Source organism: Micromonospora sp. MH33 (assembly GCF_003013775.1).
GTDB classification, from domain to species: Bacteria; Actinomycetota; Actinomycetes; order Mycobacteriales; family Micromonosporaceae; genus Micromonospora; species Micromonospora fulviviridis.
In genome coordinates, this window is the sequence record NZ_MUYZ01000076.1 from 1 (window position 1) to 24,129 (window position 24,129).

Consider the following 24,129-nt stretch of genomic DNA (forward strand, 5'->3'; position numbering starts at 1 on the left):
AGGCCCGCCGGCTCGGCGCCCTGCCGGCCGGCGCCGCCGCGCTCGCCGCCGTGGTGCTCGCCGGGGTCGGCCTGGCCGTCGACCGCTTCGACGCCGCGCACCCCGTGCCGACCCACCTGATGTACGCCCTCGACGCCGGCACCGGCACGGCGCGGTGGCTCAGCCACGAGGACGACCCGCAGTCGTGGACCGCCGGCTACGTCGACGGCACCGTCTCCGTGGCCGACGACTTCCCGGGGCTGGGTGACGGCGAACTGCGGGCCGGGCCGGCGCAGGCGGCGAACCTGCCCGCCCCGAAGCTGGAGACGCTCTCCGACACCCGCTCCGGAGACCAGCGGGTGCTGCGGGTCCGGATGCTGCCCCAGCGACCGGTCCGGCTGCTGACCCTGCACGTCGACACGACCACGGCACAGGTGCGCTCGGCAACGGTGGCCGGGCGGGACGTGCCGGTCAAGGCCCGCGACGGCCGGTGGGGCTTCGGCGTCGTCTTCCACGCCCCGCCGCCGGAGGGCGTCGAGGTCACCCTGACCCTGGTGCCTAAGGCGGGACAGGTGAACCTGCGGGCGATGGACGCCAGCGACGGGCTGAGCGGGCTGCCCGGGTTCCGGGCCCGGCCGGCGGACGTCGGCGTGGTCGGCTCGCACAGCTCGGAGATGCTGGCGGTGGCCCGGACCTATCCCCTCTAGCCGGCCACGGAAAATTTCGGGACGGATGTCGAGGGGAGCGGCCCCAGCTTCTACTTCCGGGTGAAGGACAGCCCCACGACCGGAGGAGCAGCACGATGACGAAGGTGACGACCGGAGCCACGATGTCGCTGGACGGCTACATCGCCGACGCGACCCACGGTGGGTTCGAACACCTCTTCCAGTGGTACGGCAACGGCGACGTGGAGACGCCGACGGCCAACCCCGACATGACCTTCCGCACGTCGGCGGCGAGCGCGGAACACGTGCGCGAGCTGACCGAGCGGACCGGGGCGCTGGTCGTCGGCCGGCGGCTGTTCGACATGACGAACGGCTGGGGCGGCCGGCACCCGATGGACGTACCGGTCGTCGTGGTCACGCACCACGTGCCGGAGGGCTGGGACCGGGAGGGCGACTCGTTCGTGTTCGTCACCGACGGCATCGAGGCCGCGATCGACCGGGCGAAGGCGATCGCCGGCGACAAGGAGGTCGGCGTCAACGGCGGCACCATCGCCACGCAGGTGCTGGAGGCCGGGCTGCTCGACGAGGTGCACGTCGACCTCGTCCCCGTCCTGTTGGGCGACGGCATCCCGTTCTTCGCCGGCCTGAAGATCGCCCCCGTCCAGTTGGAGGGGCCGACCAGGGTGGTCCAGGGCAACGAGGTCACCCACCTTGCCTACCGGGTCCGCAAGACGGACTGACGCTCCGGGCCGCACCCGTCCCCGGTCAGCCGGGCCGTCCCCGCGGCTGGGGTCGGGTCAACCGCCCGCCCATGGCGTCTCCGGTCACCACCCCCGCCAGCATCAGCACGGCGAGGGTGGTGACCAGCACCGGGGGCCAGCCGCCCACCCACGGCATCGCGGCCAGCAGGATCAGCAGCCAGAGCACCCGGTGCCACGGGATCACGCCGAGGATCCGGTAGGTGAACAGGGTGCGCCCGAGCAGGAAGAGCGCGGGCCCGCCGAGGATCAGGGCGACCCAGCGCGCCGGTGTGTCGCCGGTAGGCCGCTCGACGACCAGGTCGAACCCGGCGGCGGTGCAGACGACGCCGGACAGCATGACCAGGTGGGTGTACGGCGCCAGCCGGGTCGCCCGCCGGAGCAGTCGCGGCGCGGTGGTCCGCACGATGGAACCGGCCCCCCGGACGTAGATCTGCCAGAGCAGCAGCATGGCGGCGAAGGCGCTCAGAAAGGCGACCCACCGGGCGTGGGTGAAGTCGGCGGCGCTGATCTTCAGGGTCGGCACCAGGATGATGTCGCCGAGCGCCAGGATGATGAACTGCTGGTAGCGCTCGCCCAGGTGCTCGGTGGTCTTCTCGTACTGTCTGACGGGCACCCGGCCGAGTCGGGGCATCGGGTAGCGCGCAGCGGCCGAGACGTAGTCGATCGCCACCGCCACGGCCCAGAGCGTCCACTGCAGCCCCAGCAGCGCCCCACCGATCCAGAAGACGCCGGAGACCAGGAACCAGAAGAGGAATCGCGCGGCCCGCCCCTCGGCCTGATGCCGGTGCCGGTGCAGCACGCTCACCAGCACCGCACCTCGTACGAGGTGCGGGACCACGTAGCCGACGGCGAAGACCAGGGCGTGCGAGTCGGCGGCCACCGCCGCCGCCATCACCACGGCACCCAGCGCGGTCACCATCAGGATGGCCTGGATCGGTCGCTGATCGGGGTCGTAGAAGTCGGTGGTGGTCGAGGTGACCGACCAGGTCCACCAGATCGCCATCAGCATGATGGCGACCGGCGCGACGCCGTTCCACGAGCCCCGATCCGCGATCAGCATCGAGACCAACGCCAGGGCCGCCACGAAGACGACATCGAAGAGCAGCTCCAGCAGGGTCGCCCGGGTCGACCCGTTCGGCCGGCGCACCAGCTCGCTGCCGCCTCCGGTCGTCATGCCCGCCTCCCGCCGCCCGTCGACGCCGGGTCCCGGGGCGACGCTGCGTCCCCGACGATTATCGGCGCCGCCGCAGTGGCCCGTCGCTCGTTCGGCCTTCCCGGACCGCCCACGATGTAACAAGCAGCCGGGTCGCTCGCGCCTGTAGGCAGGTGAAGCCAAGCCTGGTGCCGGAGGACCGCGAACGGCTCGCGCTGCGGCTGATCGCCGTCTCGTTCTTCGCCCTGGGGGACTTCGGGCGAGGTATTGGCGACCGACGATCCGGTCCATACACTCACCGCGTGATCCCGCCCGGCTACCCCGCACCGGCCCGACCATCGGTGGTTCGCCCGCTCTGGTCGCTCGCCGGGCCAGCATTCAGCGCACTGCTCGCCGCCGCCCTCCTCACGGCGCCCATCGGACCGCTGGTCAGCATGATCAAGCGCGACCTCGGACTGTCCACCTCGGCCATGACCGTGACCGTGGTCGCACAGTACGTGGCCGCAACGCTGGCCCTGGTCGCGCCCGGCTACCTGCTCGGCCGGCGGTGGCCCACCGCAACCGCGGTGCCGGCGCTGGTACTCCTGATCGTCGGGAGCGTGGTGAGCGCGTTCACGCCGGGGGCCGCACTGTTGGCGGTCGGGCGGGTGATCGCCGGGCTGGGTGCCGGAACCGCGGTCGGCGTCGCCCTCGCCCTGTCCGGTCAGCTGGGCCGCTGGCGTTCCCGGGCCCGGCTGGTGCTCGGCCTCGCGCTCGGCGCCGCTCTCCTGCTCGGACCCGTCGCGAGCGGCATGCTGGCGCAGGCGATGAGTTGGCGGACGGTGTTCCTGGTCGACGTGCCGGTGGCCATGGTCGCGCTGGCCGGCACCGTAGCGAGCGGCATCGCCATGTGGGTCGTGCGTCCGTCCCCGCCCCGCCCGCCGACCGCCCCCGCTACGCCGCCGCTCCCCGGTGGAACCTGGCTCGGCGGCCCAGGGCACTGACAATCCGCCGATCGTGGCGAACCAGCCCGTTGCGCCGCCGGCTGGCGACGCGTAGGGAAGCCGGGGGCTCCTACTTCCAGCGGAAATGCACGAAGAGGCGGCCGAAGTTCTTCGAGTCCTTCTCGACCCGGTGGTAGAGCTGCTTGACGTCCTTCTGGTCGAGGAAGCGCAGCACCTTCTTCTTGAGCTGGCCGGAGCCCTTGCCCGGGATGATCTCCACGAGGGTGGCCTTCTTCGCCACCGCCTCGTCCATGATCCCGCGCAGCGCGCGGTCGATGTCGTGGCCGCGGTTGTAGATGTCATGGAGATCGAGCTTGAGCTTCACCAGCCCATCGTAGGTACGACGAAGGGCAGCCCGGCAGGGCTGCCCTTCGTCGTCAACCGTCAGCGACCGCCGACCTTGCCCTCCACCCGGCGCAGCGCCGCGGTGTAGTCGGCGTTGGTCGAGTACATGGCCACCGCGATGCGCAGGTGCCGCAGCGCGTCGGCGGGACGGTTCATCCGCTCCAGCGTCCGGCCCAGCACGTGGTGCGCGTAGTGGTCGCTCGGGTCCCGGTCGACCAGCTCGCGCAACTGCTCCTCGGCCCGGTTGAGCTGGGCCGACTGGAAGTACGCCCGGGCCAGCAGCTGCCGTACCGAGGAGTTGCCCGGCTCGGCCTCGACGATGGGCTCGAGCAGCCGGGCCGCTCCGGTCGGGTCACCCGCCTCGAAGAACATGGTCGCCCGCCGGTACTCCGCCAGAAGATCCACTCGACCCACCTCCTCGTGTCGCGCCAGCCCTTTGTCCGACGCTGGCACAACACCAGCCGTACCGCGAGTGTTCCTTCGGGTGTGATCGCGTTCAGGGGGTCGGGTCGTACCGGTCGCCCACCAGGTCCCAGGCCCGGACACCACCGACGATGCCGGCCGTGTTCGGGACGACCACGACGTCGTCGCCCATCCGGGCCAGTTGTTCCGGCCGGATCAGCCGCGAGTTGCCGCCGCCCAGGTAGAGCCGGTCCCAGCGGAACACCGGCCGCAGGCCGTCCACGACCTGGCGGATCCGCCGGGACCAGAAGGCGTCGCCCAGCCGCCGCCGTTCCGGCTCCCCGACGTACGTGTCGTAGGTGGTGTTCCAGCGCACCGGGGCGTGCGACAGCTCCAGGTGCGGGGCGAGCACCCCGCCGTCGAAGAGCGCGCTGCCCAGCCCGGTGCCGAGGGTCAGCACCAGCTCGCAGCCGGTCCCGGCGACCACGCCCGCGCCGTGCACCTCGGCGTCGTTGAGCACCAGCGCCGGGACGCCGAACGCCTCGGCCAGGGCGCTGCGCACGTCGTACCCGGACCACTCGGCGACCAGGTCGGGGTCGACCCGGCTGCGCGGGCCGGAGCGGGTCACGTAGTGCGGGGTGGCCACCACCACGCCGTGCCGGATCATGCCGGGCATCCCGACGGTGAGCCGGTCCGCCGTGGGCAGCCGGCCGCCGAGGTCCAGCAGCGTCTTGACGAACAGGGCCGGCGGCAGCGGGTACGGCGTGGGGACCCGCAGCGGACGGGCCCGCATCGTCCCCGCGACGTCCAGCACGGAGGCCTTGATGCCGCCGCCCCCGCAGTCGATCGCCAGAGTGGTCACCACGGCTGTGAGTCTTCCTCACCCCGTTGGCGTCCCGAGCCCGGGTCATCCGATTCGCCGCGGCCGGCCGCGCCGGTAGGCTCGATCTCCTCATGAGCGCCACGTTGATCGCCAAGGACCTCACCGCCGGGCACGGCGACCGCCTCCTCTTCACCGACCTGGACCTGGTGGTCGCCCCGGGCGACGTGGTCGGGCTGGTCGGGGTGAACGGCGCCGGCAAGTCCACCCTGCTGCGCACCCTCGCCGGGCTCCAGCCGCTGGAGCAGGGGTCGGTGGCGTTGAACCCGCCCGCCGCCACCGTCGGCTACCTGCCGCAGGAGCCGGAGCGCCGGCCGGGCGAGACGGTCCGGGACTTCCTGGCCCGGCGTACCGGGGTGACGGCGGCGCAGGCGGCGCTGGACGCCGCCACGGAGGCGCTGACCGCCGGCGCGGCGGGCGCGGACGACGCGTACGCCACGGCGCTGGAGCGCTGGCTCGACCTGGGCGGGGCCGACCTGGACGAGCGAGCCGAGCAGGTCGCCGCCGAGTTGGGGCTCCGCGTCGACCTGGAGCACCCGATGACCGGCCTGTCCGGCGGCCAGGCGGCCCGGGCCGGGCTGGCCTCGCTGCTGCTCAGCCGGTACGACGTCTTCCTGCTCGACGAGCCCACCAACGACCTGGACCTGGCCGGCCTGGACCGGCTGGAGCGGTTCGTCACCGGGCTGCGCGCCGGCACCGTGCTGGTCAGCCACGACCGGGAGTTCCTCACCCGCACGGTCACCCGGATCGTGGAGCTGGACCTGCACCAGGGGCAGGTCAACCACTTCGGCGGCGGCTACGCGGCCTACCTGGAGGAGCGCGAGGTGGCCCGCCGGCACGCCCGCGAGGAGTTCGAGGAGTACGCCGGCACCCGGGCCCAGCTGGAGGCGCGGGCCCGGACGCAGCGGTCCTGGATGGAGAAGGGCGTGAAGAACGCCCGCCGCAAGGCCACCGACAACGACAAGATCGGCCGCAAGTTCCGCTCCGAGTCCACCGAGAAGCAGGCCGCGAAGGCCCGGCAGACCGAGCGGTTGATCGAGCGGCTGGAGGTGGTCGAGGAGCCGCGCAAGGAGTGGGAGCTGCGGATGGAGATCGCCGCCGCGCCCCGCGCCGGCGCCGTCGTGGCCGCGCTCCGGGGCGCCGTGGTACGCCGTGGCGACTTCACCCTCGGCCCGGTGGACCTCCAGATCGACTGGGCCGACCGGGTGGCGATCACCGGGGCGAACGGCTCCGGCAAGAGCACCCTGCTGGCCGCGCTGCTCGGCCGGCTGCCGCTGGACGAGGGGCACGCCGCGCTCGGCCCGGGCGTGGTGGTGGGCGAGGTGGACCAGGCCCGGGGGCTCTTCCTCGGCGACCAGCCCCTGCTGGACGCGTTCGGCGCCGCCGTACCCGAGCTGAGCCCGGCGGACGTGCGGACGCTGCTGGCCAAGTTCGGCCTGCGGGCCGACCACGTGCTGCGGCCGGCGGCCACCCTCTCCCCCGGCGAGCGGACGCGGGCCGCGCTGGCCCTGCTCCAGGGGCGCGGGGTGAACCTGCTGGTGCTCGACGAGCCGACCAACCACCTCGACCTGGCGGCGATCGAGCAGCTCGAATCGGCGCTGGCCGGCTACCCGGGAACGCTGCTGCTGGTGACCCACGACCGGCGGATGCTGGACGCGGTGAGCGTGAACCGGCGGCTGCGGGTGGCGGACGGACGGATCGCCGAGGATTGATCCGTGCTGACCCGGTCGCGCGGGGTGAGAATGACCCCATGTTCAAGTGGGAGTACGCGCTGCTGGTCCGCCGCCGCCAGGCCGCCACCACCGACATCGGGTGGGAGGTCGTCTTCATCTGGTACGGCCCGGACGGCTCCATGATCGACGTCACGCCGTACGGCGACACCGCGCTGGCCCACCTGAACCGGGCCGGTGACCAGGGCTGGGAACTGGTCGCGATGAGCGAGGACCCGTCGCTGCCCGGCAACAACGAGTTGCACCGCTACCACCTGAAACGGCCGAAGGCGGCCGCTCCGCAGCCCCGCCAGCGGATGCGCGGCTCCCGCACCGCCCGCCGCACCATCACTGGCTGACCGCCGCGCCGGTCGGCGGTGGCCCGGATTCGGGCAGGGGAGGCATATCGGGCGGGGATGCGGGTATCGCGCCGCCCGGAGGTGGGCGCATGGTGGCGATGGCGCAATCCGCACTGTCGGGCGAGCGGCTGCGGGAGGTCGACGGCTTCCTCACCGAGGCGTGGGCCGACCTGGCCCGGCACGACGAGCGGCTGCGCGGGCTGACCGTGGCGGTGCGCTTCGACCGGGGCGTCGCCCACCTCGACGGCGCGGTCGCCGACCCGGCCGAGCTGCGGCTGGTCCGCGACCTGGTGGGCCGGCTGGCCGGGGTGCTCGGCGTCTGGTGCCGGGTGAGCGTCGCCGGGCGCGCGCCGGTGGTGGTGGACCTGGGTTGCGGGGCGACCAAGCAGTGGCCGGGGAACCTGGGGCTGGACATCTACCCGGCACCCGGGGTGAACGCGGTGGCGGACCTGTCCGGCTCGCTGCCGCTGGCCGACGACTCGGTGGACGTGTTCTTCGCGGTGCACATCCTGGAGCACCTGATCGACTTCCTGCCACTGCTGGACGAGTGCCACCGGGTGCTGCGCCCGGGCGGCGTGCTGCACGTGATGAGCCCCTGGTGGCGGCACGTGAACGCGGTGGCCGACCCGACCCACGTCCGCCTGCTGGACGTGCAGACCGTCAAGGGCATCTGCGGTCAGCGGCCGCCCGGCACCCCGCGCTGGTACCCGCTGCACGTGGGCTGCGACGGCGCCTCCATCTTCGCCGACCTCACCCCCCTCCCCCCGGACGCCCCACCCCCACCCAAGTCCCACCTGGCCCGCTTCTTCGACTGACCGGGAGCGGAGGAGGGGTGGGGTCAGGGGGCGGATTCGCGTAGGGCCAGGCGGTGGGGGGCTACCAGTTCCCGGGGTGGGGCCTCCCGGTCGGCCGTCAGGCGGTTGGCGAGGAGTTCGACGGCGAGGCGGGCGATGCGTTCCTTGTCGGGGGCGACGGTGCTGAGGGTGGGGATGGAGAAGCGGCCGTCCTCGATGTCGTCGAAGCCGGCCACGGCGACGTCGTCGGGCACCCGCAGGCCGGCCTCGTGCAGGGCGCGCAGCGCGCCGAGGGCCAGGGTGTCGTTGAAGCAGAAGACGGCGTCGGGGCGTACCCCGGTGGAGAGCAGGTGCCGCATGGCGGCCGCGCCGTCCGCGCGGTGCCAGGCGGGCGCGGGCGCCACCAACCGCTCGTCGTAGGCGATGCCGGCGTCGGCCAGCGCGGCGGTGTAGCCGGCCAGGCGGAGCCGGGCGCTGGCCCCCTCGGGGGTGCGCTGCGAGCCGATCGCGGCGATCCGGCGGCGGCCGAGCCCGACCAGGTGGGCGGTGATCTCCCGAGCGGCGGCCACGTTGTCGATCACCACGTGGTCGGCGGGGCCGTGGTCGACCCGCTCGCCGAGCAGCACCATGGGCATGCCGTCGAGGCCGGCGAGGTCGTCGGCGGTGAGCGCGAGCGGGCTGAAGATCAGACCGTCGATCATGTGGTCGCCGATCCCGCTGGCCGCCTTGCGTTCCTGCTCCGGGCCACCGCCGGTCTGGTCGATGAGCACCGTCCAGCCGTGCTCGGCGGCGGCGGTGACCACGTGCCGGGCCAGCTCGGCGAAGTAGGGGATGTCCAGCTCGGGCACGGCCAGGGCGATCACCCCGGTGCGCCCCTTGCGCAGGTTGCGGGCGGAGAGGTTGGGGCGGTAGTTGAGTTCGGCGATGGCCGCCTCGACCCGGGCGCGCGTGTCCGCGCGGACGTGCTGGTAGCCGTTGACCACGTTGGAGACGGTCTTCACCGACACGCCGGCCCGTTCCGCGACGTCCTTGAGCCTGTGCCGCACTGAGCTTCCTCCCGGGTGACTGCTGGGGCGCACTCTACCGCGTCACGACGACGTAACGACCTCTTTACATCGTTGCTTACAACGTTGTACAAACCAGGGACACCGGTGACCGAGGTCACCCGGGACAGCACCGAGGAAAGGGTGGCACCGTGCCGAACGCGCAGCTGACGATCGACCCGACCTTCACCATCGGCGCGGCCGACCGTCGCCTCTTCGGTTCCTTCGTCGAGCACATGGGGCGCTGCGTCTACGGCGGGATCTACGAACCCGGGCACCCGAACGCCGACCCGCGCGGCTTCCGGCGGGACGTGCTGGAACTGACCCGCGAACTGGGCGTCTCGGTGGTCCGCTACCCCGGCGGCAACTTCGTCTCCGGCTACCGCTGGGAGGACGGCGTCGGCCCGGTCGGCGACCGCCCGCGCCGGCTCGACCTGGCCTGGAAGACCGTCGAGACCAACGCGTTCGGGTTGAACGAGTTCATGACCTGGGCGGCCGAGGCCGGCGTCGAGCCGATGATGGCGGTCAACCTCGGCACCCGCGGCGTGCAGGAGGCCTGCGACCTGCTGGAGTACGCCAACCACCCGGGCGGCACCCAGCTGTCCGACCTGCGCCGCAAGCACGGCGCCGAGGAGCCGTACGGGGTGCGGCTCTGGTGCCTCGGCAACGAGCTGGACGGGCCGTGGCAGGTCGGCCACAAGACCGCCGACGAGTACGGCCGGCTCGCCGCCGAGACGGCCCGCGCCATGAAGCTGATCGACCCCTCGATCAGCCTGGTCGCCTGCGGCAGCTCCAACCGGGGGATGCCGACCTTCGCCTCCTGGGAGGCGACCGTGCTGGAGCACACCTACGAGCACGTCGACTACATCTCGGCCCACACCTACTACGACCCGTCCGACGGCGACCGGGCCAGCATCCTGGCCTCGGCCGTGGACATGGACAACTTCATCCGCGAGGTGGTCGCCACCGCCGACCACGTGGCGGCCAAGCAGCGGCAGAAGCGCCGGCTGAAGATCTCTTTCGACGAGTGGAACGTCTGGTACCAGTCCCGCCTCCAGGCCGACCTGGACCGGCGCGGCTGGGTCGAGGCACCGGCCCTGATCGAGGACGACTACAACGCCGTCGACGCGGTGGTGGTCGGCGACCTCCTGATCACCCTGCTCCGGCACGCCGACCGGGTCGGGGTGGCCTGCCAGGCGCAGCTCGCCAACGTGATCGCCCCGATCCGGACCCGGACCGGTGGGCCGGCCTGGCGGCAGAGCATCTTCCACCCGTTCGCCCTGACCGCCCGGCACGCGCGCGGCACCGTGCTGCGCACCGAGCCGGTCGGCCCGACGTACGAGACGAAGCGGTACGGCGAGGTGCCGGTGCTGGACACCGTCGCCGTGCACGACGAGGAGACCGGCGAGCTGGCCGTCTTCGCGGTCAACCGCGGCCCGAACGAGCTCCCGCTCGACCTGGACCTGCGCGGGCTGCCCGGCCTGCGCGCGGTGGAACACGTCACCCTCGCGGCCGGCGCCGACCCGGCCGCCTCGAACACCGAGGCGGAGCCCACCCGGGTGACGCCCCGGCAGCTCACCACCCCCACCCCCGACGGCGGCCGGTGCTCCGTGGCGCTGCCCGCCTGCTCCTGGAACCTGCTGCGCTTCGCACCTCAGTCGTGACCAGGCAATACTGCATCCCGTCCCCCAAGGAGTACGCATGATCCAGAACGAGATGAGCCGGCGCAGGTTGCTCGGCCTCGGCCTCGGCCTCGGCGCGGCGGCCACGCTGACGCTGGCCGGCTGCGGCGGCGGCAGCAGCTCCGACCGGTCCACCGCGGCCGGCAACGGCGGTAAGGAGTACACCGGCCCGAAGGTCGACCTGAAGCTGTGGAACGGCTTCACCGGCGGCGACGGCGACATCTTCAAGAAGCTGGTCGAGCAGTTCAACACCGAGCACCAGAACATCGCCGTCAGCGTGATCACCTACGAGTGGCAGGACTACTACAGCAAGCTGCCCGGCGCGGTCTCCAGCGGCAACGGGCCGGACATCGCGGTCATGCACATGGACCAGCTCGCCACCTTCGCCGCCCGCGGCGTGATCACGGAGCTGGACGACGTGGCCAAGACCCTGGAGCTGAGCGAGGGCGACTTCGCCCCGACGGTGTGGAAGGGCGGCCTCTACCACGACAAGCGGTACGGCATCCCGCTGGACATGCACCCGCTGGGCTTCTACTACAACAAGGGGGTCATGCAGAAGGCCGGGCTGGACCCGAACAAGCCGCCGACGACGAAGGACGAGTACACCGCGGCGCTCACCGAGCTGAAGAAGTCGGGCATCCAGGGCTTCTGGGTCAGCCCCTTCCAGTTCACCGGCGGCATGACCTTCTACAGCCTGCTGCACCAGTGGGGCGGGACGCTCTTCGACGGCGAGGTGGCGAAGGCGACCTTCAACTCCGATCCGGCCGTCGAGGCGTGCACCTGGCTGGTCGACATGGTCAAGCAGGGCTTCTCCCCCGCCAACGTCGGCCAGGACGCCGACTACCTGGCGCTCAAGAGCGGCAAGAACGCCTTCAACTGGAACGGCATCTGGCAGATCAACGACCTGAAGAAGAGCCCCCAGGTGCAGTGGGGCGTCGCCCCGCTGCCGCAGATCGGCAGCCAGAAGGCCGCGTGGGCGAACTCGCACAACTTCACGATCGTCAAGCAGCGCAGCGCCGACAACAACAAGGTCTCCGGCGCCAAGGTCTTCATCAACTGGCTCAGCCAGCACTCCCTCGACTGGGCCAAGGGTGGCCAGATCCCGGCCCGCAAGGCGGTCCGGGAGGGCGCCGAGTTCAAGGCCCTGCCGGAGATCAGCGGGCTCGCTCCCGAGCTGGAGTACGCCGCCTTCCCGCCGGCCGCGCCGGGCCTCGGCGAGGTGATGGTTACCTTCTACAACGCCTTCAACGAGGCCGCGCTGGGCAAGAAGTCGCCGAAGCAGGCGCTGGACGACGGGGTGGCCAAGGCGAACAAGCAGCTCGAGGACAACCGCAAGAAGTACGGGAGCTGATCCGCCGTGGCGGACGTGATCGAGGTCGGGGCGGCGCGTGGTGACGCGCCGCCCCCGGCGGGCCGCGCCCGCCGCCGGGGCGTGACGGAACGGGGGCACCGGGCGACGCCCTACCTCTTCCTCGCGCCGTACCTGGTTCTCTTCCTGGTCTTCGGGCTGGCGCCGATCCTGTTCGGGGTCTGGTTCAGCCTGCACCAGTGGGACCTCCAGCTGCCGAACCGGCCGTTCGTCGGGCTGGAGAACTACCGCGACCTGTTCTCCAGCGACTCGGCCGACTACGCGGACTGGTGGGCCGCCGTCCGGGCGACGGCGATCTTCACGGTGCTGTCGGTGCCGCTGCTGGTGGTGGTCCCGCTGGGCCTGGCCCTGCTGCTGAACGAGAAGTTCCCCGGCCGGACGTTCTTCCGGGCCGCGTTCTTCGCCCCGTACGTGCTCGGTGTCGCGGTGATCGGCCTGCTGTGGCGCTTCCTGCTGGACGCGAACCTCGGTCTGGTGAACCGGCTGCTCGACGCGGTCGGGCTGCCCGCGGACACCCCCTGGGTGACCGACGTGCCGTGGGCCTGGGTCTCCCTGGTCGGCGTGACCGTCTGGTGGACCTGCGGCTTCAACGCGGTGATCTACCTGGCCGGGCTCCAGGACATCCCGGCCGAGCTGTACGAGGCGGCGCGGGTCGACGGCGCGAGCGCCTGGGACCGGTTCCGCCACGTCACCCTCCCCGGGCTGCGCCCGGTGCTGCTCTTCGTGCTCACCACGACCATCCTGGCCTCGGCGAACGTCTTCGGGCAGTCCTTCCTGATCACGCAGGGCGCGCCGGGTGAGCAGACCCGGACGGTGGTCTGGCGGATCGTCGACGAGGGGCTGCGCAACTACGACGTCGGCCAGGCGTCCGCGATGAGCGTGCTCTTCGCGCTGCTGCTGGCGGTGGTCAGCATCGTCAACTTCCGGCTGTTCCGCTACCGGGAAGACTGAGGGGACGACCATGACGAACGTGCGTCGGGCCGTGCGCTACGCCGCGCTGGTCCTGATCACCGCGGTGTTCGTGACCCCGCTGGTCTGGATGGCCCTGACCTCGCTGAAGACGTACGACGACGCGCAGCAGGACCCGCCGAGCTGGCTGCCGAACCCGTTCTCCACCTACGGCTACGACCAGATCGTCAACAACACCGCCAACCCGGTGCTGCGCTGGTTCGTCAACAGCATGCTCGCCGCCAGCCTGCACACGCTGCTGGTGCTCGTCACCGCGTCGATGGCCGCGTACGCGCTGGCCCGGCTGCGGTTCCGGGGCCGGCGGCTGAGCTTCGCGCTGATCGTCGGGACGCTGTTCCTGCCGCCCACCTCGCTGATCATCCCGAACTTCGTGATCGCCGATCAGCTGGGTTGGATCGACACCCTCACGGTGGTGGTGGTGCCCGGCGCGGCGAGCGCGTTCGGGGTCTTCTTCCTGCGCCAGTTCTTCCTCTCCGTGCCGGCCGAGCTGGAGGAGGCGGCCGTGCTGGACGGGGCGAACCACTGGCAGGTCTTCACCCAGGTGCTGCTGCCGCTGTCGAAGCCGGCGCTGGCCACCCTCGCGGTGCTGTCGTTCCTGACCAACTGGAACGACTTCCTGTGGCCGGTCTACGTGCTGTTCAGCCCGGAGCGGCTGACCCTGCCGGCCGGTCTGGGCCTGCTCCAGGGCGCCTACGTGACCGACTACCCGGTGATCATGGCGGGGGCGGTGCTGGCCAGCGTGCCGGTGCTGATCCTGTTCGTGCTCGCCCAGCGGCACATCATTCAGGGCGTGTCCCGCAGCGGCCTGAAGGGATGATCGACCGGAGGACCCGACGAGGCGCGGCGGCCCTGGCCGCCGCGCTGCTCGTCGCCGGTTGCGGCAGCGGAGAAACCCCATCGAGTACGCCGGAGGGCGCGCGCGTGTTCACCAACCCGGTCGTCCGCAGCGACGCCCCGGACCCGCAGGCGATCCGGGTCGGCGAGACCTGGTACCTGTTCCACACCAACTCGGGCGGCCGGAACGTCCCGGTGCTCACCTCGCCGGACCTGGTCGACTGGACCCCGGCCGGTGACGCCCTGCCGGACCTGCCGGACTGGGCCGACGCCGGGAAGACCTGGGCGCCGGAGGCGATCCAGCTCGCCCCGGAGCGGTTCGTCCTCTACTACACGGTGGCCGACCGGGCCTCCGGCCGGCAGTGCGTCGGCCGGGCGGTGGCGGCGGGCCCGCTCGGGCCGTACCGGGACGACGCGGCCGGGCCGCTGGTCTGCCAGGCGGAGCTGGGTGGCTCGATCGACGCCAGTCCGTACCGGGACGCGGACGGCAGCTTGTGGCTGCTCTGGAAGAACGACGGCAACGCCGTCGGGGTGGACACCTGGCTCTGGTCGCAGCGCCTCTCGCCGGACGGGCTGCGGCTGGTCGGCACGCCGACGAAGCTGCTCAAGCAGACCGAGCCCTGGGAGGGCACGCTGGTCGAGGGGCCGTTCTTCCACCGGCACGACGGGCGGCTGCTGCTCTTCTTCGCCGCCAACGCCTACGACCAGGCGAGCTACGCCGAGGGCTACGCGGTCTGCGAGAGCCCGACGGGGCCGTGCGTGAAGGCCGCGGAGAACCCGATCCTGCGGTCCAACGCGGTCGCCTCCGGCCCCGGCCACGCCTCGATGATCGAGAAGGACGGCCGCACCTGGCTGCTGTACCACGCCTGGCCGCCGGGACAGGAGGGCAGCACCGACCCGGGCCGCCAGGTCTGGCTCGACGAGGTGGTCTGGACCGACGGCCGGCCCGTGGTGAAGGGTCCGACGGCGGAGCCCCAGCCGCGCCTGTGACCCGCAGGACGCGACATCGCGGTATCCCCGGTGCCGGGATACCGCGATGTCGTCTTTCGGCGGTCGGTCAACTCGTCACGGCCGGCTCCCGGTCCGCCCGCTGCTCGCGGCGGGCCAGGCGGTTCTTCCGGTGGCCGTAGCCGAAGTAGATGATCGCGCCGAGCAGCATCCAGGCGAGGAACCGGAGCCAGGTCTCCACCGACAGGTTGAGCATCAGGTAGAGGCAGGCCAGCGCGGACACGATCGGCAGCACCGGCGAGAACGGCACCTTGAACGGCCGCTCCAGCTCCGGGCGCCGCCGGCGCAGGATCGGCACCGCGAGCGAGACCAGCACGAACGCGCAGAGCGCGCCGATGCTGACCAGGTCGGCCAGCGCGGAGAGCGGCAGGAAGCCGGCGAGCAGGGCCACGCCGACGGTCATGATCGCGGAGATCCGGTACGGGGTGCCCCAGCGCGGGTGGACCTTGGCGATCGACGGCGGGATCAGGCCGTCGCGGGCGATGGCGAAGCCGATCCGGCCCATGGCCACCAGGTCGACCAGGATGACGCTGGTCAGGCCGGCGACGGCGGCGATGGAGACCAGCACGGCGGCCCAACCCGCGCCGACCGCCTCGAAGGCCGAGGCGATGGGGGCGCCCTCGTCGATGTCGGTGTAGCGCACCATGCCGACCACCACCAGCGAGACGCCGATGTACAGCACGGTGGAGATGCCCAGCGTGCCGAGCAGGCCCAGCGGCAGGTCGCGGCGGGGCTTGCGGGTCTCCTCGCCGAGGTTCGCCACGGCCTCGAAGCCGGTGTACGCGAAGAACACCACCGCGGCGGCGGTGAGCACCCCGGCGAAGCCGAAGACGGACGGTTCCAGCCCGAAGACGGCCTGGGTGACCGGCTGCCGGATGCCGTCCTCGCCCGCGCCGGCCGGCTCGGTCGACGGGATGAACGGGCTGAGGTTGGCGGCCTTCACGAAGAACAGCCCGGCGACCACGATGAAGACACAGATGGCGACCTTGACCAGGACCAGCAGGTTGGTCACCCGGGCGGACTCCCGGATGCCGACGATGCCGACGGCGCCGAGGATCAGCACGATCGCGATGGCGCCGAGGTTGACCACGCTGCCCTCCTCGGCGAACCAGGCGCTGGGCAGGTTGAGCAACGAGGCCAGGTAGCCGGACCAGCCCCGGGCGACCACGGCCGAGCCGAGCGCGAATTCCAGCAGCAGGTCCCAGCCGATGATCCAGGCGACGATCTCGCCCATCGTCGCGTACGCGTAGGTGTAGGCGCTGCCGGCGGTCGGCACGCTGGAGGCCAGTTCGGCGTAGCAGAGCGCGGCGAGCAGCGCGACCACGCCGGCGATGGCGAAGGAGATCACCACGCCGGGTCCGGCGTGGTTCTTCGCCTCGATACCGGTCAGCGTGAAGATGCCGGTGCCGATCACGATGCCGATCCCGAAGCCCATCAGGTCGATCGAGCCGAGCCGGCGGCGCAGCCCGGGCCGGCCGTCCTCGCCGTCGGCCTCACCCTGCGCGAGCACGTCCCCGATCGGTTTGGTCCGCAGGACGGACATGATCACCTCCCACCGTGCGACCACCAACGTGGCGGTCCGTGACCGGGCAAGCTACCCAGGGCCCCGGCCCGGTAATCCGGTACGGCCCGTGTCGGGAGGGTCACGGACCGGGCTGTGGCCCGATTCACCCTCGGACATTCGGGCCGACCTGCGCATCGATCCGCCCGGAGGTCTTGCGCCGCCTGCGGATTGATGAAAGTTTTCTACCGGCGACAGATGCTCTGCGGCGAATCTTGCCGGATGCGCCGGGCGTCCTCCGCCACCCGACACCGCCCCCGGGAGCCCCAACGAAGGGACCGCACCGCATGAAGGCAACTCGGCTCAGAGCCGCCGGGCTGGCCGTGGCGCTGCTCGGCGCGCTCGTCGCCGGCACCCCCGCGAGCGCCGCGGAGAGCGACACGGCGACCGACTCCACCGCGACCACCTGCGTCACCGACCCGGCCGTCCCCAAGCGGCAGTTCCGGGCCATGTGGATCGCCTCGGTGACGAACATCGACTGGCCCACCAAGGCGTCCTGGACCGCGCCCGACCAGATCGCCAAGCAGAAGGCGGAGTACCTGGCCTGGCTCGACCTGGCCCAGAAGCTCAACCACAACGCCGTCGTGGTCCAGGTCCGCCCGACGGCGGACGCGTTCTGGCCCTCCGCGGTCGAGCCGTGGTCGGAGTACCTGACCGGCGTCCGCGGCCAGGACCCGGGCTGGGATCCGCTGGCCTTCCTCGTCGAGGAGTCGCACAAGCGGAACCTGGAGTTCCACGCCTGGATGAACCCGTACCGGGTCTCCATGCCGGCCCCCGGCGGCGCGGGCGCCGATATCTCGAAGCTCGCCCCGAACCACCCGGTGCGCCAGCACCCGGACTGGGTGTTCGCCTACCCGCCGGCCGGGGTCGCCGGCAGCCGGCTCTACTACAACCCCGGCGTTCCCGAGGTCCGCGAGTTCGTGCAGACCGCCATGATGGACGCGGTCAAGCGGTACGACGTCGACGGCGTGCACTTCGACGACTACTTCTACCCGTACCCGAGCGGCACGTACCAGTACCCGGACGACGCCACCTTCGCCCAGTACAACCGGGGCTTCACGGACAAGGCCGACTGGCGGCGGGACAACATCAACCTGCTGATCCAGGAGATGAACGCCAAGATCAAGTCGGTCAAGCCCTGGGTGAAGTTCGGCGTCAGCCCGTTCGGCATCTGGCGGAACAAGTCGGCCGACCCGAACGGCTCGGACACCACCGGCTCGCAGTCGTACGACATCATCTCCGCCGACACCCGCAAGTGGGTCAAGGAGGAGTGGATCGACTACATCGTGCCGCAGCTCTACTGGTACATCGGCCAGTACCCGGCCGCCGACTACGCGCGGCTCGTGCCGTGGTGGGCGGAGACCGTGCGCGGCACCAACGTGCAGCTCTACATCGGCCAGGCCGACTACAAGAGCGGTGACCCGGCGTACGGCTCGTTCTGGATGAACCCGCAGGAGCTGTCGAACCACCTGACGCTCAACCGGTCGTACCCGGAGGTGCTCGGCAACGTGCACTTCTCCGCGGTGCAGGTGCGGGCGAACCGCCTCGGCGCCACCGACATCTACGCGGCGGAGCACTACTCCCGTCCGGCGCTGGTGCCGACCATGTCGCAGCTGCCCGCCAAGCCGCTGCTTTCCCCGGTGGTCACCCGCGCCGAGCGGCAGGACGACGGGGTACGCCTGAGCTGGCGGCAGCCGGCCGACGGCAAGGGCCCGTTCGGCGAGGCCGCCGCGTACGCGATCTACCGGTTCGACGGCGTCGGCCTGGCCGACCGCTGCGACTTCGCCGACGCGTCCCACCTGGTCGCCACCGTCCGCGGCACGGACGGCGACGTGCAGTCCTGGGTGGACACCACGGCGACGGCCGGCACGCACACCTACTACGTGACCGCGCTGGACCGGCTCTGGAACGAGGGCCCGGTCAGCCCGCCGCGCTTCGTGCGCTGACCCGACCGGTGACGCCCGGGGCCCGCTCGCGGGTCCCGGGCGTCGCCGTGTTCAGCCGGCCTTGCGCAGCCGGACCTCCAGCCCGATCAGCGCGTCCCGGTCCACCTCGGCGCCGCCGAAGGCGCTCTCCGCGGCGAGCCGGGCGAAGGCGCCGGCGGTGACCGCCCGGCGGCGCAGCATCCGCAGCGCCGAGCGGGTCCAGAAGGCGTCCAGCCCGCGCAACCCCATCCGGGCCACCTCCCGCTCGATGTCCGCGGCGGAGGCGTCGGCCCGCAGGTCGTGGATCACCGCCTGGCCACCGGGCCGCAGCACCCGGTGCAGCTCGTCCAGCGCCCGGACCGGGCGGCCAGGTAGCCGGGGCCGGGCGCCACCTCCAGCACCGCCGCCCCGGCGGGCAGCCCCTCCGCCAGCCGGGCGGCCTGCCGCCGGTACTCGGCCAGCTGGGCGGCGGAGCCGCGGTTGCGGGCGTACCAGCGGGCGGTCGCCCCTTCCATCTCGGGCAGCAGCTTGCGCTTGGGCGCGCGCAGGTCCTTCGTGCTCATCTCTTCCTCCGGTCTCGGATCGTGCGGGCACGAACCGACCCGGGGACGGGAGCCCGGTTATCGTTGCGGTTGCCACCTTGCGGCCGGGTTGCCGTTCCCGCGGTCTCGGTTCGCAGGTCAGGGCCCCGGCGGCGGTGTTCCCGCACCCCGCCGGGGTCCACTGTCAGTGCGGCTCGGTCCCCCTCTCCGCCAGGTCCGCCAGGTCTCTGCGCGGCTCGGTTCCCCTCTCCGCCAGGTCCGCCGGGTCTCTGTGCGGCTCGGTTCCCCTCTCCGCCAGGTCCGCCGGGTCTCTGTGCGGCTCGGTTCCCCTCTCCGCCAGGTCCGCCCACTCGGGCGGCACCGCGCCGGTCTCGTGCCAGGCCCGCCACTCGGCCACCCCCGGCAGCGCGCCGGTGGTCAGCTCGTCGAGCAGGCCGCGCACCCAGGTGGCCTCGGCCTCGCGGACGGCCAGGTCGTACTCGGCCTCGATGAGGAAGATCCGGGGCACCTCGCGGGCGTGCCCGGCCAGCGCGGCCCGCTGCGCGGCGAGCTGGCCCTCCAGCCGGTCGAGGCGCTGCCGCAGCAGCTCGATCGCCTCGTCGGGCCCGAGGACGCCCAGCACCGACAGGCCGGCCTCGAACCGGGGCTGCTCCCGTTCCGGGACGGCGACCAGCTCCCGGGTCCAGTCGACGAGCTCCGCGCGGCCCGCGTCGGTGATCCGGTAGACGGTGCGCTCCGGGCGCCGCCCCTGCCGGCCGCTCTCCACCGCCGCCAGCAGGCCGTGCCGCTCCAGGTTCGCCACGACCGTGTAGAGCGAGCCCCACTTGATCGGCATGTCCTGGTCCTTGCCGCGCTCGCGCAGCACGGCGGCGATCTCGTAGGGGTGGCGGGGCCGCTCGGCAAGCGCCGCGAGCACGGCGAGGGCCAGCAGGTTCCCGACCCGGCGTCGCTTTGCCACCGCCATCCTCCTCGCATGCGATTACTCGTACACGAGTATATGGCCGGCGGGCGCCGGCGCAAGGCATTCGTCTGTTTCGACGCATGTCACCAACACGTCGCCCGAGTCATCGCCCCCGGTTCCCCCGTTGATCGAAAATCATCGACATCTGACCCACACCCCCGGGGAGGTACCCGTGACCCGACGTCTCACCACCCTGCTCGCCGCCGGCACGATCGCCCTGCTCACCGCCGTCGGCGTGGCCACCCCCGCCGCCGCCGCGGTGACCACCGAGCAGAAGCTCGCCGTGCTTTCCAGCTGGACCCAGACCAGCGCCACCAGCTACAACGCCTGGAACTCCGCAAGGCTGAACAAGTCCGCGTGGACGGCGTACGCCTTCGACTGGTCGACCGACTACTGCTCGTCGAGCCCGGACAACCCGCTCGGCTTCAACTTCAGCCTCTCCTGCTACCGGCACGACTTCGGCTACCGCAACCACAAGGCGATGGGCGTGTTCGCGGCCAACAAGTCCCGGCTGGACAGCGCCTTCTACGCCGACCTGAAGCGGGTCTGCGCCACGTACAACGCCGTGGTGCGGCCCGCCTGCTACAGCCTGGCCTGGACCTACTACGAGGCGGTCAGCGTCTTCGGTTCCGTGGCCGCCGTCCAGCAGGCCGACCTCGACCGCGCCGCCCGCATGAAGTCCGACGCCGAACGCCGGGCCGCCCTCCGCTGAGCCCCTCCCCCAGACGCCGATCAGGAGGTTCGCGTCGCCGGAGGCCCGGGCCACGACGCGAACCTCCTGGTCAACTCGCGGTGGAGCGGCGCGGAGCGGGGGCCGCGAAGCGGGGGGAGTCGGGAGTGGTGAGGTCGGGGTGTTCGAGGTCGAGAGCCAGGGCCGTGGCCTCCTCCAGACGGAGGGCGGCGCCGGTGGCGTAGGCGGCGTCGAACGCGGCGTCGCCGAGGGTGCGCCGCAGCTCCGCCTGGCGGGCCAGCCAGTACGGGCCGTAGATGCCCGGGGTGGCGCGCAGGCTCGCCCGGGTGGCCTGGGCCGCCCCGAAGAGCCGGGCGGCGGCCACCGGCTCCCCGCCCAGCGCGCACCGCACCGCGATCGCGTTCAACGTGTCGCAGGCCCGGCCCAGGTAACCGTGGCTCATCCGGGACCGGAGCGCCACCAGCAGGTGCTCGTGCGCGGCGACCAGATCGCCCCGGGCCAGCGCCACCAGGCCGAGCAGCATGTCCACCGAGCGGCGACCCCGCTCGACCGGGCGGGCCGCCTCCACCGGGCGGGCCGCGCCGAGCACCTCCGCCGCCTCGTCCAGCGCGCCCCGCCGCCAGAGCAGCTCGGCGAGGTTGTAGACGGCGAGCAGCGCGTCGGAGACCACGTCCTGGGCGTACGCCCAGTCGATGACCTCCCGGCAGACCCGTTCCGCCTCGACGAACTGTCCCATGTCGACCAGCGGCGCGGCCCGGCCCGCGAGCACCCGGGCCAGCAGCCCCAGGTCGCCGGCCTGCCGAGCGGCCGCCTCGGCCCGCTGCGAGTAGCGCAGCTCCTCGGCGAACTCGCCGTCCGCCCCGGCGTGCAGCGAGTGCATGTGGTACGCCGCCGCCAGCTCGGCCTCCGGGATCGGCTCCCCGGTCTCGGCGATCCGGCCGTAGAGCCGGAACAGCCAGAGCCGCCCCTCCCGGGCCAGCCCGCGCTCCCGCCACCACTGGTCCAGCCCGCCGGCCAGCCGCAGTCCGGACCGGGCGCTGCCGCCCGTGGCGCACCAGCGCAGCGCGGCCCGCAACTCCCCGGCCAGCGGGTCGAGCGCGTACAGGGAGAGGGTGACCGGCCGGCCGTCCGGGCCCAGGTGGGCGCGGGCCAGGGCGTGCCGGGACCAGGCGACATGCCGGTCCCGGGCGTTCTGCTCCTCGCCGGCCTCGATCAGCCGCCGGGCCGCGTACGCCCGGATGGGGTCCAGCATCCGGTAGGTGCTGCCCGAGGCGCGCGGCTCGGCCAGCACCATCGACTTGTCCACCAGCACCGACAGCGGGTCGAGCGGGTCGTCGTCGAGCAGCCACTGCACGGTCGGCAGGTCCACCGGGCCGGCGAAGACGGCCAGCCAGCGCAGCAGCCGGGCGGAGCGCGCCCCAGCGTCCGGTACGACCAGGTGACCGTGGCCTGCATGGTCAGGTGCCGCTCGTTGGCCGAGCGCTGCACCGCCCGGCTCGCCGGCGTGGCCGGGGCGGCCCCGGTCGCGGCGGCCACCAGATCGACCGTGTCCTGCTGGTCGCCGGTCCAGCCGACCTCCACCGGGGGCCGGCTCCAGCTCCTCCCGCCCGGCGTCCAGGGTGCCCAGCATGTCGTCGAGACGCTCGGCGAGCTGCCCGGCCGAGAGCACCCGCAGCCGCGCGGCGGCCAGCTCGATGGCGAGCGGCAGACCGTCCAGCCGGCGCACCACCCGGCGCAGGTCGGCCTGCTCGGCGGGGTCCGGCGCCCGGCCGCCCCGGGCCGCCGTGGTGCGGTCCAGCAGCAGGGCCACCGCGTCGCTCGCCCCACCGTCCGGGCCGGGGTCCACCGAGAGCGGCGGGATCCGCCACACCACCTCGCCGGGCACGCCGAACGACTCCCGGCTGGTGGCCAGCACCCGCACGCCCCGGCCACCGGCCAGCAGCCGGGAGATCACCTCGGCCGAGGCGGCCGGCTGGGCGTCGCAGGTGTCCAGCACGACCAGCATCCGCCGGGCCGCCGCGTACTCGACGAGGGTGTCCACCATGGGGCGGCCGGGCTCCGGGCGGAGCCCGAGCACGGCGGCGATCTCGAACGCGACCAGCCCCGGATCGGTCACCGCGGCGACGTCGACGAACCACACCCCGTCCGGGTACGCCTCGACCACCCCGGAGGCCAGCTCCACCGCCAGCCGGGTCTTGCCGGCCCCGCCCGCGCCCAGCACGGTCACCAGCCGGTACGTCTCGACCAGCCGCCGCAGCTCGGCCCGCTCGGCCTCCCGGCCGACGAACGAGGTGACCTGGGTGGGCAGGTTGTGCGCCACCGCGTCGGCGGTACGCGGCCGCGGGAAGCTCCGCTCCAGGCCGGGCGCGACGAGTTGGAACAACCGCTCCCGGTCGTCGAAGCCGCGCAGCCGGTGCAGCCCGAGGTCCAACAGGGACGCCCCGTCGGGCAGCGGGTCGGCGTGCCGGGCGGTCGCGGCCGAGCAGAGCACCTGTCCACCGTGGGCGGCCGCGGCGACCCGGGCCGCTCGGTGCACCTCAGGGCTGGCGTACTCGCCGTCGCCGGGTTCGGCGTACCCGGTGTGCAGGCCCATCCGGACCCGGGGGGCGGCCTCCGGGGTGGGCCAGTCGTGGCCGGCCAGCGCGCGTTGCGCGGTGAGGCAGGCGTGCACCGCGGTGGCCGCGTCCGGAAAGGCGAGGAAGAACGAGTCGCCCTCGGTCAACAGCTCCGCCCCGTCGGTGCCGGCCAGCGTGTGGCGCAACAGCCGGCGGTGTTCCCGCAGCACCGGGCGGTAGCCCGGACCGAGCAGCTGGGCCAGGCGCGTGGAGCCCTCGATGTCGGTGAAGACGAAGGTCACCCATCCGCTCGGGAGGTCGATCCGTGGCGACATGCGTGGAACCTCCGCCCCGTGACGTCGGCTTCATGCTGCCCTATGGTCACGCGGTCACGCATCGTGAGAACGGCCGGGCAGATTCCGACCCAAGGTGCCAAGGATCACACGGGCGGCAGGCCGGATCGACCGGCGGGCCGAGGGCGGGCGGGCCGTCAGCAGCCGCAGGCACCACCGCAACAGCCGCCGCCCGCCGGGGCCGACGCCCCGCCCACCGGCCCGGAGCCGCCCCGGCCGGTGACCGCGACGGTGGAGAGCAGCTTCACCGTGTCGGCGTGTCCCTGCGGGCAGGAGGCCGGCTGGGCGGCCTCGGCCATCGGGCGGTTGACCTCGAAGGTGTCGCCGCAGGCGCGGCAGCGGAACTCGTAGCGGGGCATGCCACCAGCGTACGACCGGACCTGACGCCTCGACAGCCATGGGTGATACTCGACGGGTGGTGGACGGCGAGCAGCGATCGAAGGTTCGGCCCCTGCGACCGGCCGCGCCGCCCGACGGCGGCGCCGGCCCCGTCCCCCGCCCCCGCAGCGGCGCGGCGCCCGACCCGGCCGCCGGCAGCAGGGCTGATGTGAAGACGGCATCCGTCGACCCGAAGGCAAAGCGGGTCGAGCCGGAGTCGGAGTCGGA

General features: G+C 72.7%; 22 protein-coding genes and 3 pseudogenes. 14 read left to right on the forward strand and 11 right to left on the reverse strand.

Annotated elements, in window-relative coordinates; translation table 11 throughout:
• Positions 1-686, forward strand: a pseudogene (locus tag B0E53_RS14560) (peptidase); the annotation flags it as partial.
• A gap of 95 nt (positions 687-781) precedes the next feature.
• Positions 782-1,384, forward strand: a complete 603-nt coding sequence (locus tag B0E53_RS14565; protein WP_107076560.1) for a dihydrofolate reductase family protein — start codon at positions 782-784, stop codon at positions 1,382-1,384.
• A gap of 25 nt (positions 1,385-1,409) precedes the next feature.
• Here B0E53_RS14565 and B0E53_RS14570 read toward each other — a convergent pair whose 3' ends face one another.
• On the reverse strand, positions 1,410-2,579 hold the full coding sequence (locus tag B0E53_RS14570) for a low temperature requirement protein A (RefSeq protein ID WP_168215317.1): 1,170 nt from the start codon (positions 2,577-2,579) through the stop codon (positions 1,410-1,412).
• Positions 2,580-2,860: 281 nt separating this feature from the next.
• On the opposite strand from B0E53_RS14570, the gene B0E53_RS14575 reads away from it, so the two are divergent.
• A complete protein-coding gene (locus B0E53_RS14575) occupies positions 2,861-3,541 on the forward strand; it encodes an MFS transporter (RefSeq protein WP_168215318.1) in 681 nt (226 codons plus the stop codon).
• Positions 3,542-3,611: 70 nt separating this feature from the next.
• On the opposite strand, the gene B0E53_RS14580 is transcribed toward B0E53_RS14575, so the two are convergent.
• The 3 genes from B0E53_RS14580 to B0E53_RS14590 all read right to left on the reverse strand — a co-directional run bounded on the left by B0E53_RS14580 (position 3,612) and on the right by B0E53_RS14590 (position 5,153).
• Positions 3,612-3,866: a Smr/MutS family protein gene (locus B0E53_RS14580; protein ID WP_046564396.1), complete on the reverse strand. Its 255-nt coding sequence runs from the start codon at positions 3,864-3,866 to the stop codon at positions 3,612-3,614.
• 59 nt (positions 3,867-3,925) lie between these two features.
• Positions 3,926-4,291, reverse strand: a complete 366-nt coding sequence (locus B0E53_RS14585; protein WP_107076562.1) for a tetratricopeptide repeat protein — start codon at positions 4,289-4,291, stop codon at positions 3,926-3,928.
• Between the two features lie 91 nt (positions 4,292-4,382).
• Entirely contained in the window at positions 4,383-5,153 is a 771-nt protein-coding gene (locus B0E53_RS14590; RefSeq protein ID WP_107076563.1) for an ROK family protein, read from the reverse strand.
• An 89-nt stretch (positions 5,154-5,242) separates the two neighbouring features.
• On the opposite strand from B0E53_RS14590, the gene B0E53_RS14595 reads away from it, so the two are divergent.
• The 3 genes and pseudogenes from B0E53_RS14595 (at position 5,243) to B0E53_RS14605 (ending at position 8,051) form a co-directional block, all read left to right on the forward strand.
• Positions 5,243-6,880 (forward strand): ABC-F family ATP-binding cassette domain-containing protein, encoded by a 1,638-nt coding sequence (locus tag B0E53_RS14595; RefSeq protein WP_107076564.1) that lies wholly within the window; start codon positions 5,243-5,245, stop codon positions 6,878-6,880.
• A gap of 38 nt (positions 6,881-6,918) precedes the next feature.
• A pseudogene (locus B0E53_RS14600) lies at positions 6,919-7,164 on the forward strand (hypothetical protein); the annotation flags it as partial.
• Between the two features lie 161 nt (positions 7,165-7,325).
• Positions 7,326-8,051: a methyltransferase domain-containing protein gene (locus tag B0E53_RS14605; RefSeq protein ID WP_107076566.1), complete on the forward strand. Its 726-nt coding sequence runs from the start codon at positions 7,326-7,328 to the stop codon at positions 8,049-8,051.
• A 23-nt stretch (positions 8,052-8,074) separates the two neighbouring features.
• On the opposite strand, the gene B0E53_RS14610 is transcribed toward B0E53_RS14605, so the two are convergent.
• Complete coding sequence (locus B0E53_RS14610) at positions 8,075-9,076, reverse strand: LacI family DNA-binding transcriptional regulator (RefSeq protein WP_107076567.1); 1,002 nt, start codon at positions 9,074-9,076, stop codon at positions 8,075-8,077.
• 149 nt (positions 9,077-9,225) lie between these two features.
• On the opposite strand from B0E53_RS14610, the gene B0E53_RS14615 reads away from it, so the two are divergent.
• The 5 genes from B0E53_RS14615 to B0E53_RS14635 are packed head-to-tail and all read left to right on the forward strand — an operon-like array spanning position 9,226 to position 14,917.
• Entirely contained in the window at positions 9,226-10,737 is a 1,512-nt protein-coding gene (locus B0E53_RS14615; RefSeq protein WP_107076568.1) for an alpha-N-arabinofuranosidase, read from the forward strand.
• A 37-nt stretch (positions 10,738-10,774) separates the two neighbouring features.
• On the forward strand, positions 10,775-12,106 hold the full coding sequence (locus B0E53_RS14620) for an ABC transporter substrate-binding protein (protein ID WP_107076569.1): 1,332 nt from the start codon (positions 10,775-10,777) through the stop codon (positions 12,104-12,106).
• A gap of 6 nt (positions 12,107-12,112) precedes the next feature.
• Positions 12,113-13,075 (forward strand): sugar ABC transporter permease, encoded by a 963-nt coding sequence (locus B0E53_RS14625; protein ID WP_107076570.1) that lies wholly within the window; start codon positions 12,113-12,115, stop codon positions 13,073-13,075.
• A 10-nt stretch (positions 13,076-13,085) separates the two neighbouring features.
• Positions 13,086-13,910, forward strand: coding sequence for a carbohydrate ABC transporter permease (locus tag B0E53_RS14630; RefSeq protein WP_107076571.1), 825 nt, complete (start codon positions 13,086-13,088; stop codon positions 13,908-13,910).
• Entirely contained in the window at positions 13,907-14,917 is a 1,011-nt protein-coding gene (locus B0E53_RS14635; protein WP_107076572.1) for a glycoside hydrolase family 43 protein, read from the forward strand. Before B0E53_RS14630 ends, B0E53_RS14635 begins: the two co-directional genes overlap by 4 nt.
• A gap of 67 nt (positions 14,918-14,984) precedes the next feature.
• On the opposite strand, the gene B0E53_RS14640 is transcribed toward B0E53_RS14635, so the two are convergent.
• The gene (locus B0E53_RS14640; protein WP_107076577.1) at positions 14,985-16,478 is read right to left on the reverse strand and encodes an amino acid permease; all 1,494 of its coding nucleotides are present in this window, start codon (positions 16,476-16,478) and stop codon (positions 14,985-14,987) included.
• Between the two features lie 305 nt (positions 16,479-16,783).
• Between B0E53_RS14640 and B0E53_RS14645 the strand changes: the two genes are divergently transcribed.
• Complete coding sequence (locus B0E53_RS14645; protein WP_107076573.1) at positions 16,784-18,442, forward strand: family 10 glycosylhydrolase; 1,659 nt, start codon at positions 16,784-16,786, stop codon at positions 18,440-18,442.
• Between the two features lie 51 nt (positions 18,443-18,493).
• On the opposite strand, the gene B0E53_RS38655 is transcribed toward B0E53_RS14645, so the two are convergent.
• From B0E53_RS38655 to B0E53_RS14655, 3 genes are all read right to left on the reverse strand, one after another.
• Positions 18,494-18,754 (reverse strand): hypothetical protein, encoded by a 261-nt coding sequence (locus tag B0E53_RS38655; protein ID WP_210406063.1) that lies wholly within the window; start codon positions 18,752-18,754, stop codon positions 18,494-18,496.
• Positions 18,727-18,984 carry a hypothetical protein gene (locus tag B0E53_RS38660; RefSeq protein ID WP_210406064.1) on the reverse strand — a complete coding sequence of 86 codons (258 nt, stop codon included), beginning with the start codon at positions 18,982-18,984 and terminating at the stop codon, positions 18,727-18,729. The genes B0E53_RS38655 and B0E53_RS38660 overlap by 28 nt, the downstream gene beginning before the upstream one ends.
• A 163-nt stretch (positions 18,985-19,147) precedes the next feature.
• Entirely contained in the window at positions 19,148-19,921 is a 774-nt protein-coding gene (locus B0E53_RS14655) for a helix-turn-helix transcriptional regulator (RefSeq protein WP_107076578.1), read from the reverse strand.
• 175 nt (positions 19,922-20,096) lie between these two features.
• Between B0E53_RS14655 and B0E53_RS14660 the strand changes: the two genes are divergently transcribed.
• Positions 20,097-20,636, forward strand: a complete 540-nt coding sequence (locus B0E53_RS14660; protein WP_107076574.1) for a phospholipase — start codon at positions 20,097-20,099, stop codon at positions 20,634-20,636.
• 70 nt (positions 20,637-20,706) lie between these two features.
• Here B0E53_RS14660 and B0E53_RS14665 read toward each other — a convergent pair whose 3' ends face one another.
• Together B0E53_RS14665 and B0E53_RS14670 are read right to left on the reverse strand one after the other, a co-directional pair.
• On the reverse strand, positions 20,707-23,505 hold the full coding sequence (locus B0E53_RS14665) for an adenylate/guanylate cyclase domain-containing protein (protein ID WP_348639661.1): 2,799 nt from the start codon (positions 23,503-23,505) through the stop codon (positions 20,707-20,709).
• Between the two features lie 155 nt (positions 23,506-23,660).
• Entirely contained in the window at positions 23,661-23,882 is a 222-nt protein-coding gene (locus B0E53_RS14670; RefSeq protein WP_107076575.1) for a zinc ribbon domain-containing protein, read from the reverse strand.
• Between the two features lie 38 nt (positions 23,883-23,920).
• Between B0E53_RS14670 and B0E53_RS38665 the strand changes: the two are divergent.
• A pseudogene (locus B0E53_RS38665) lies at positions 23,921-24,129 on the forward strand (murein transglycosylase); the annotation flags it as partial.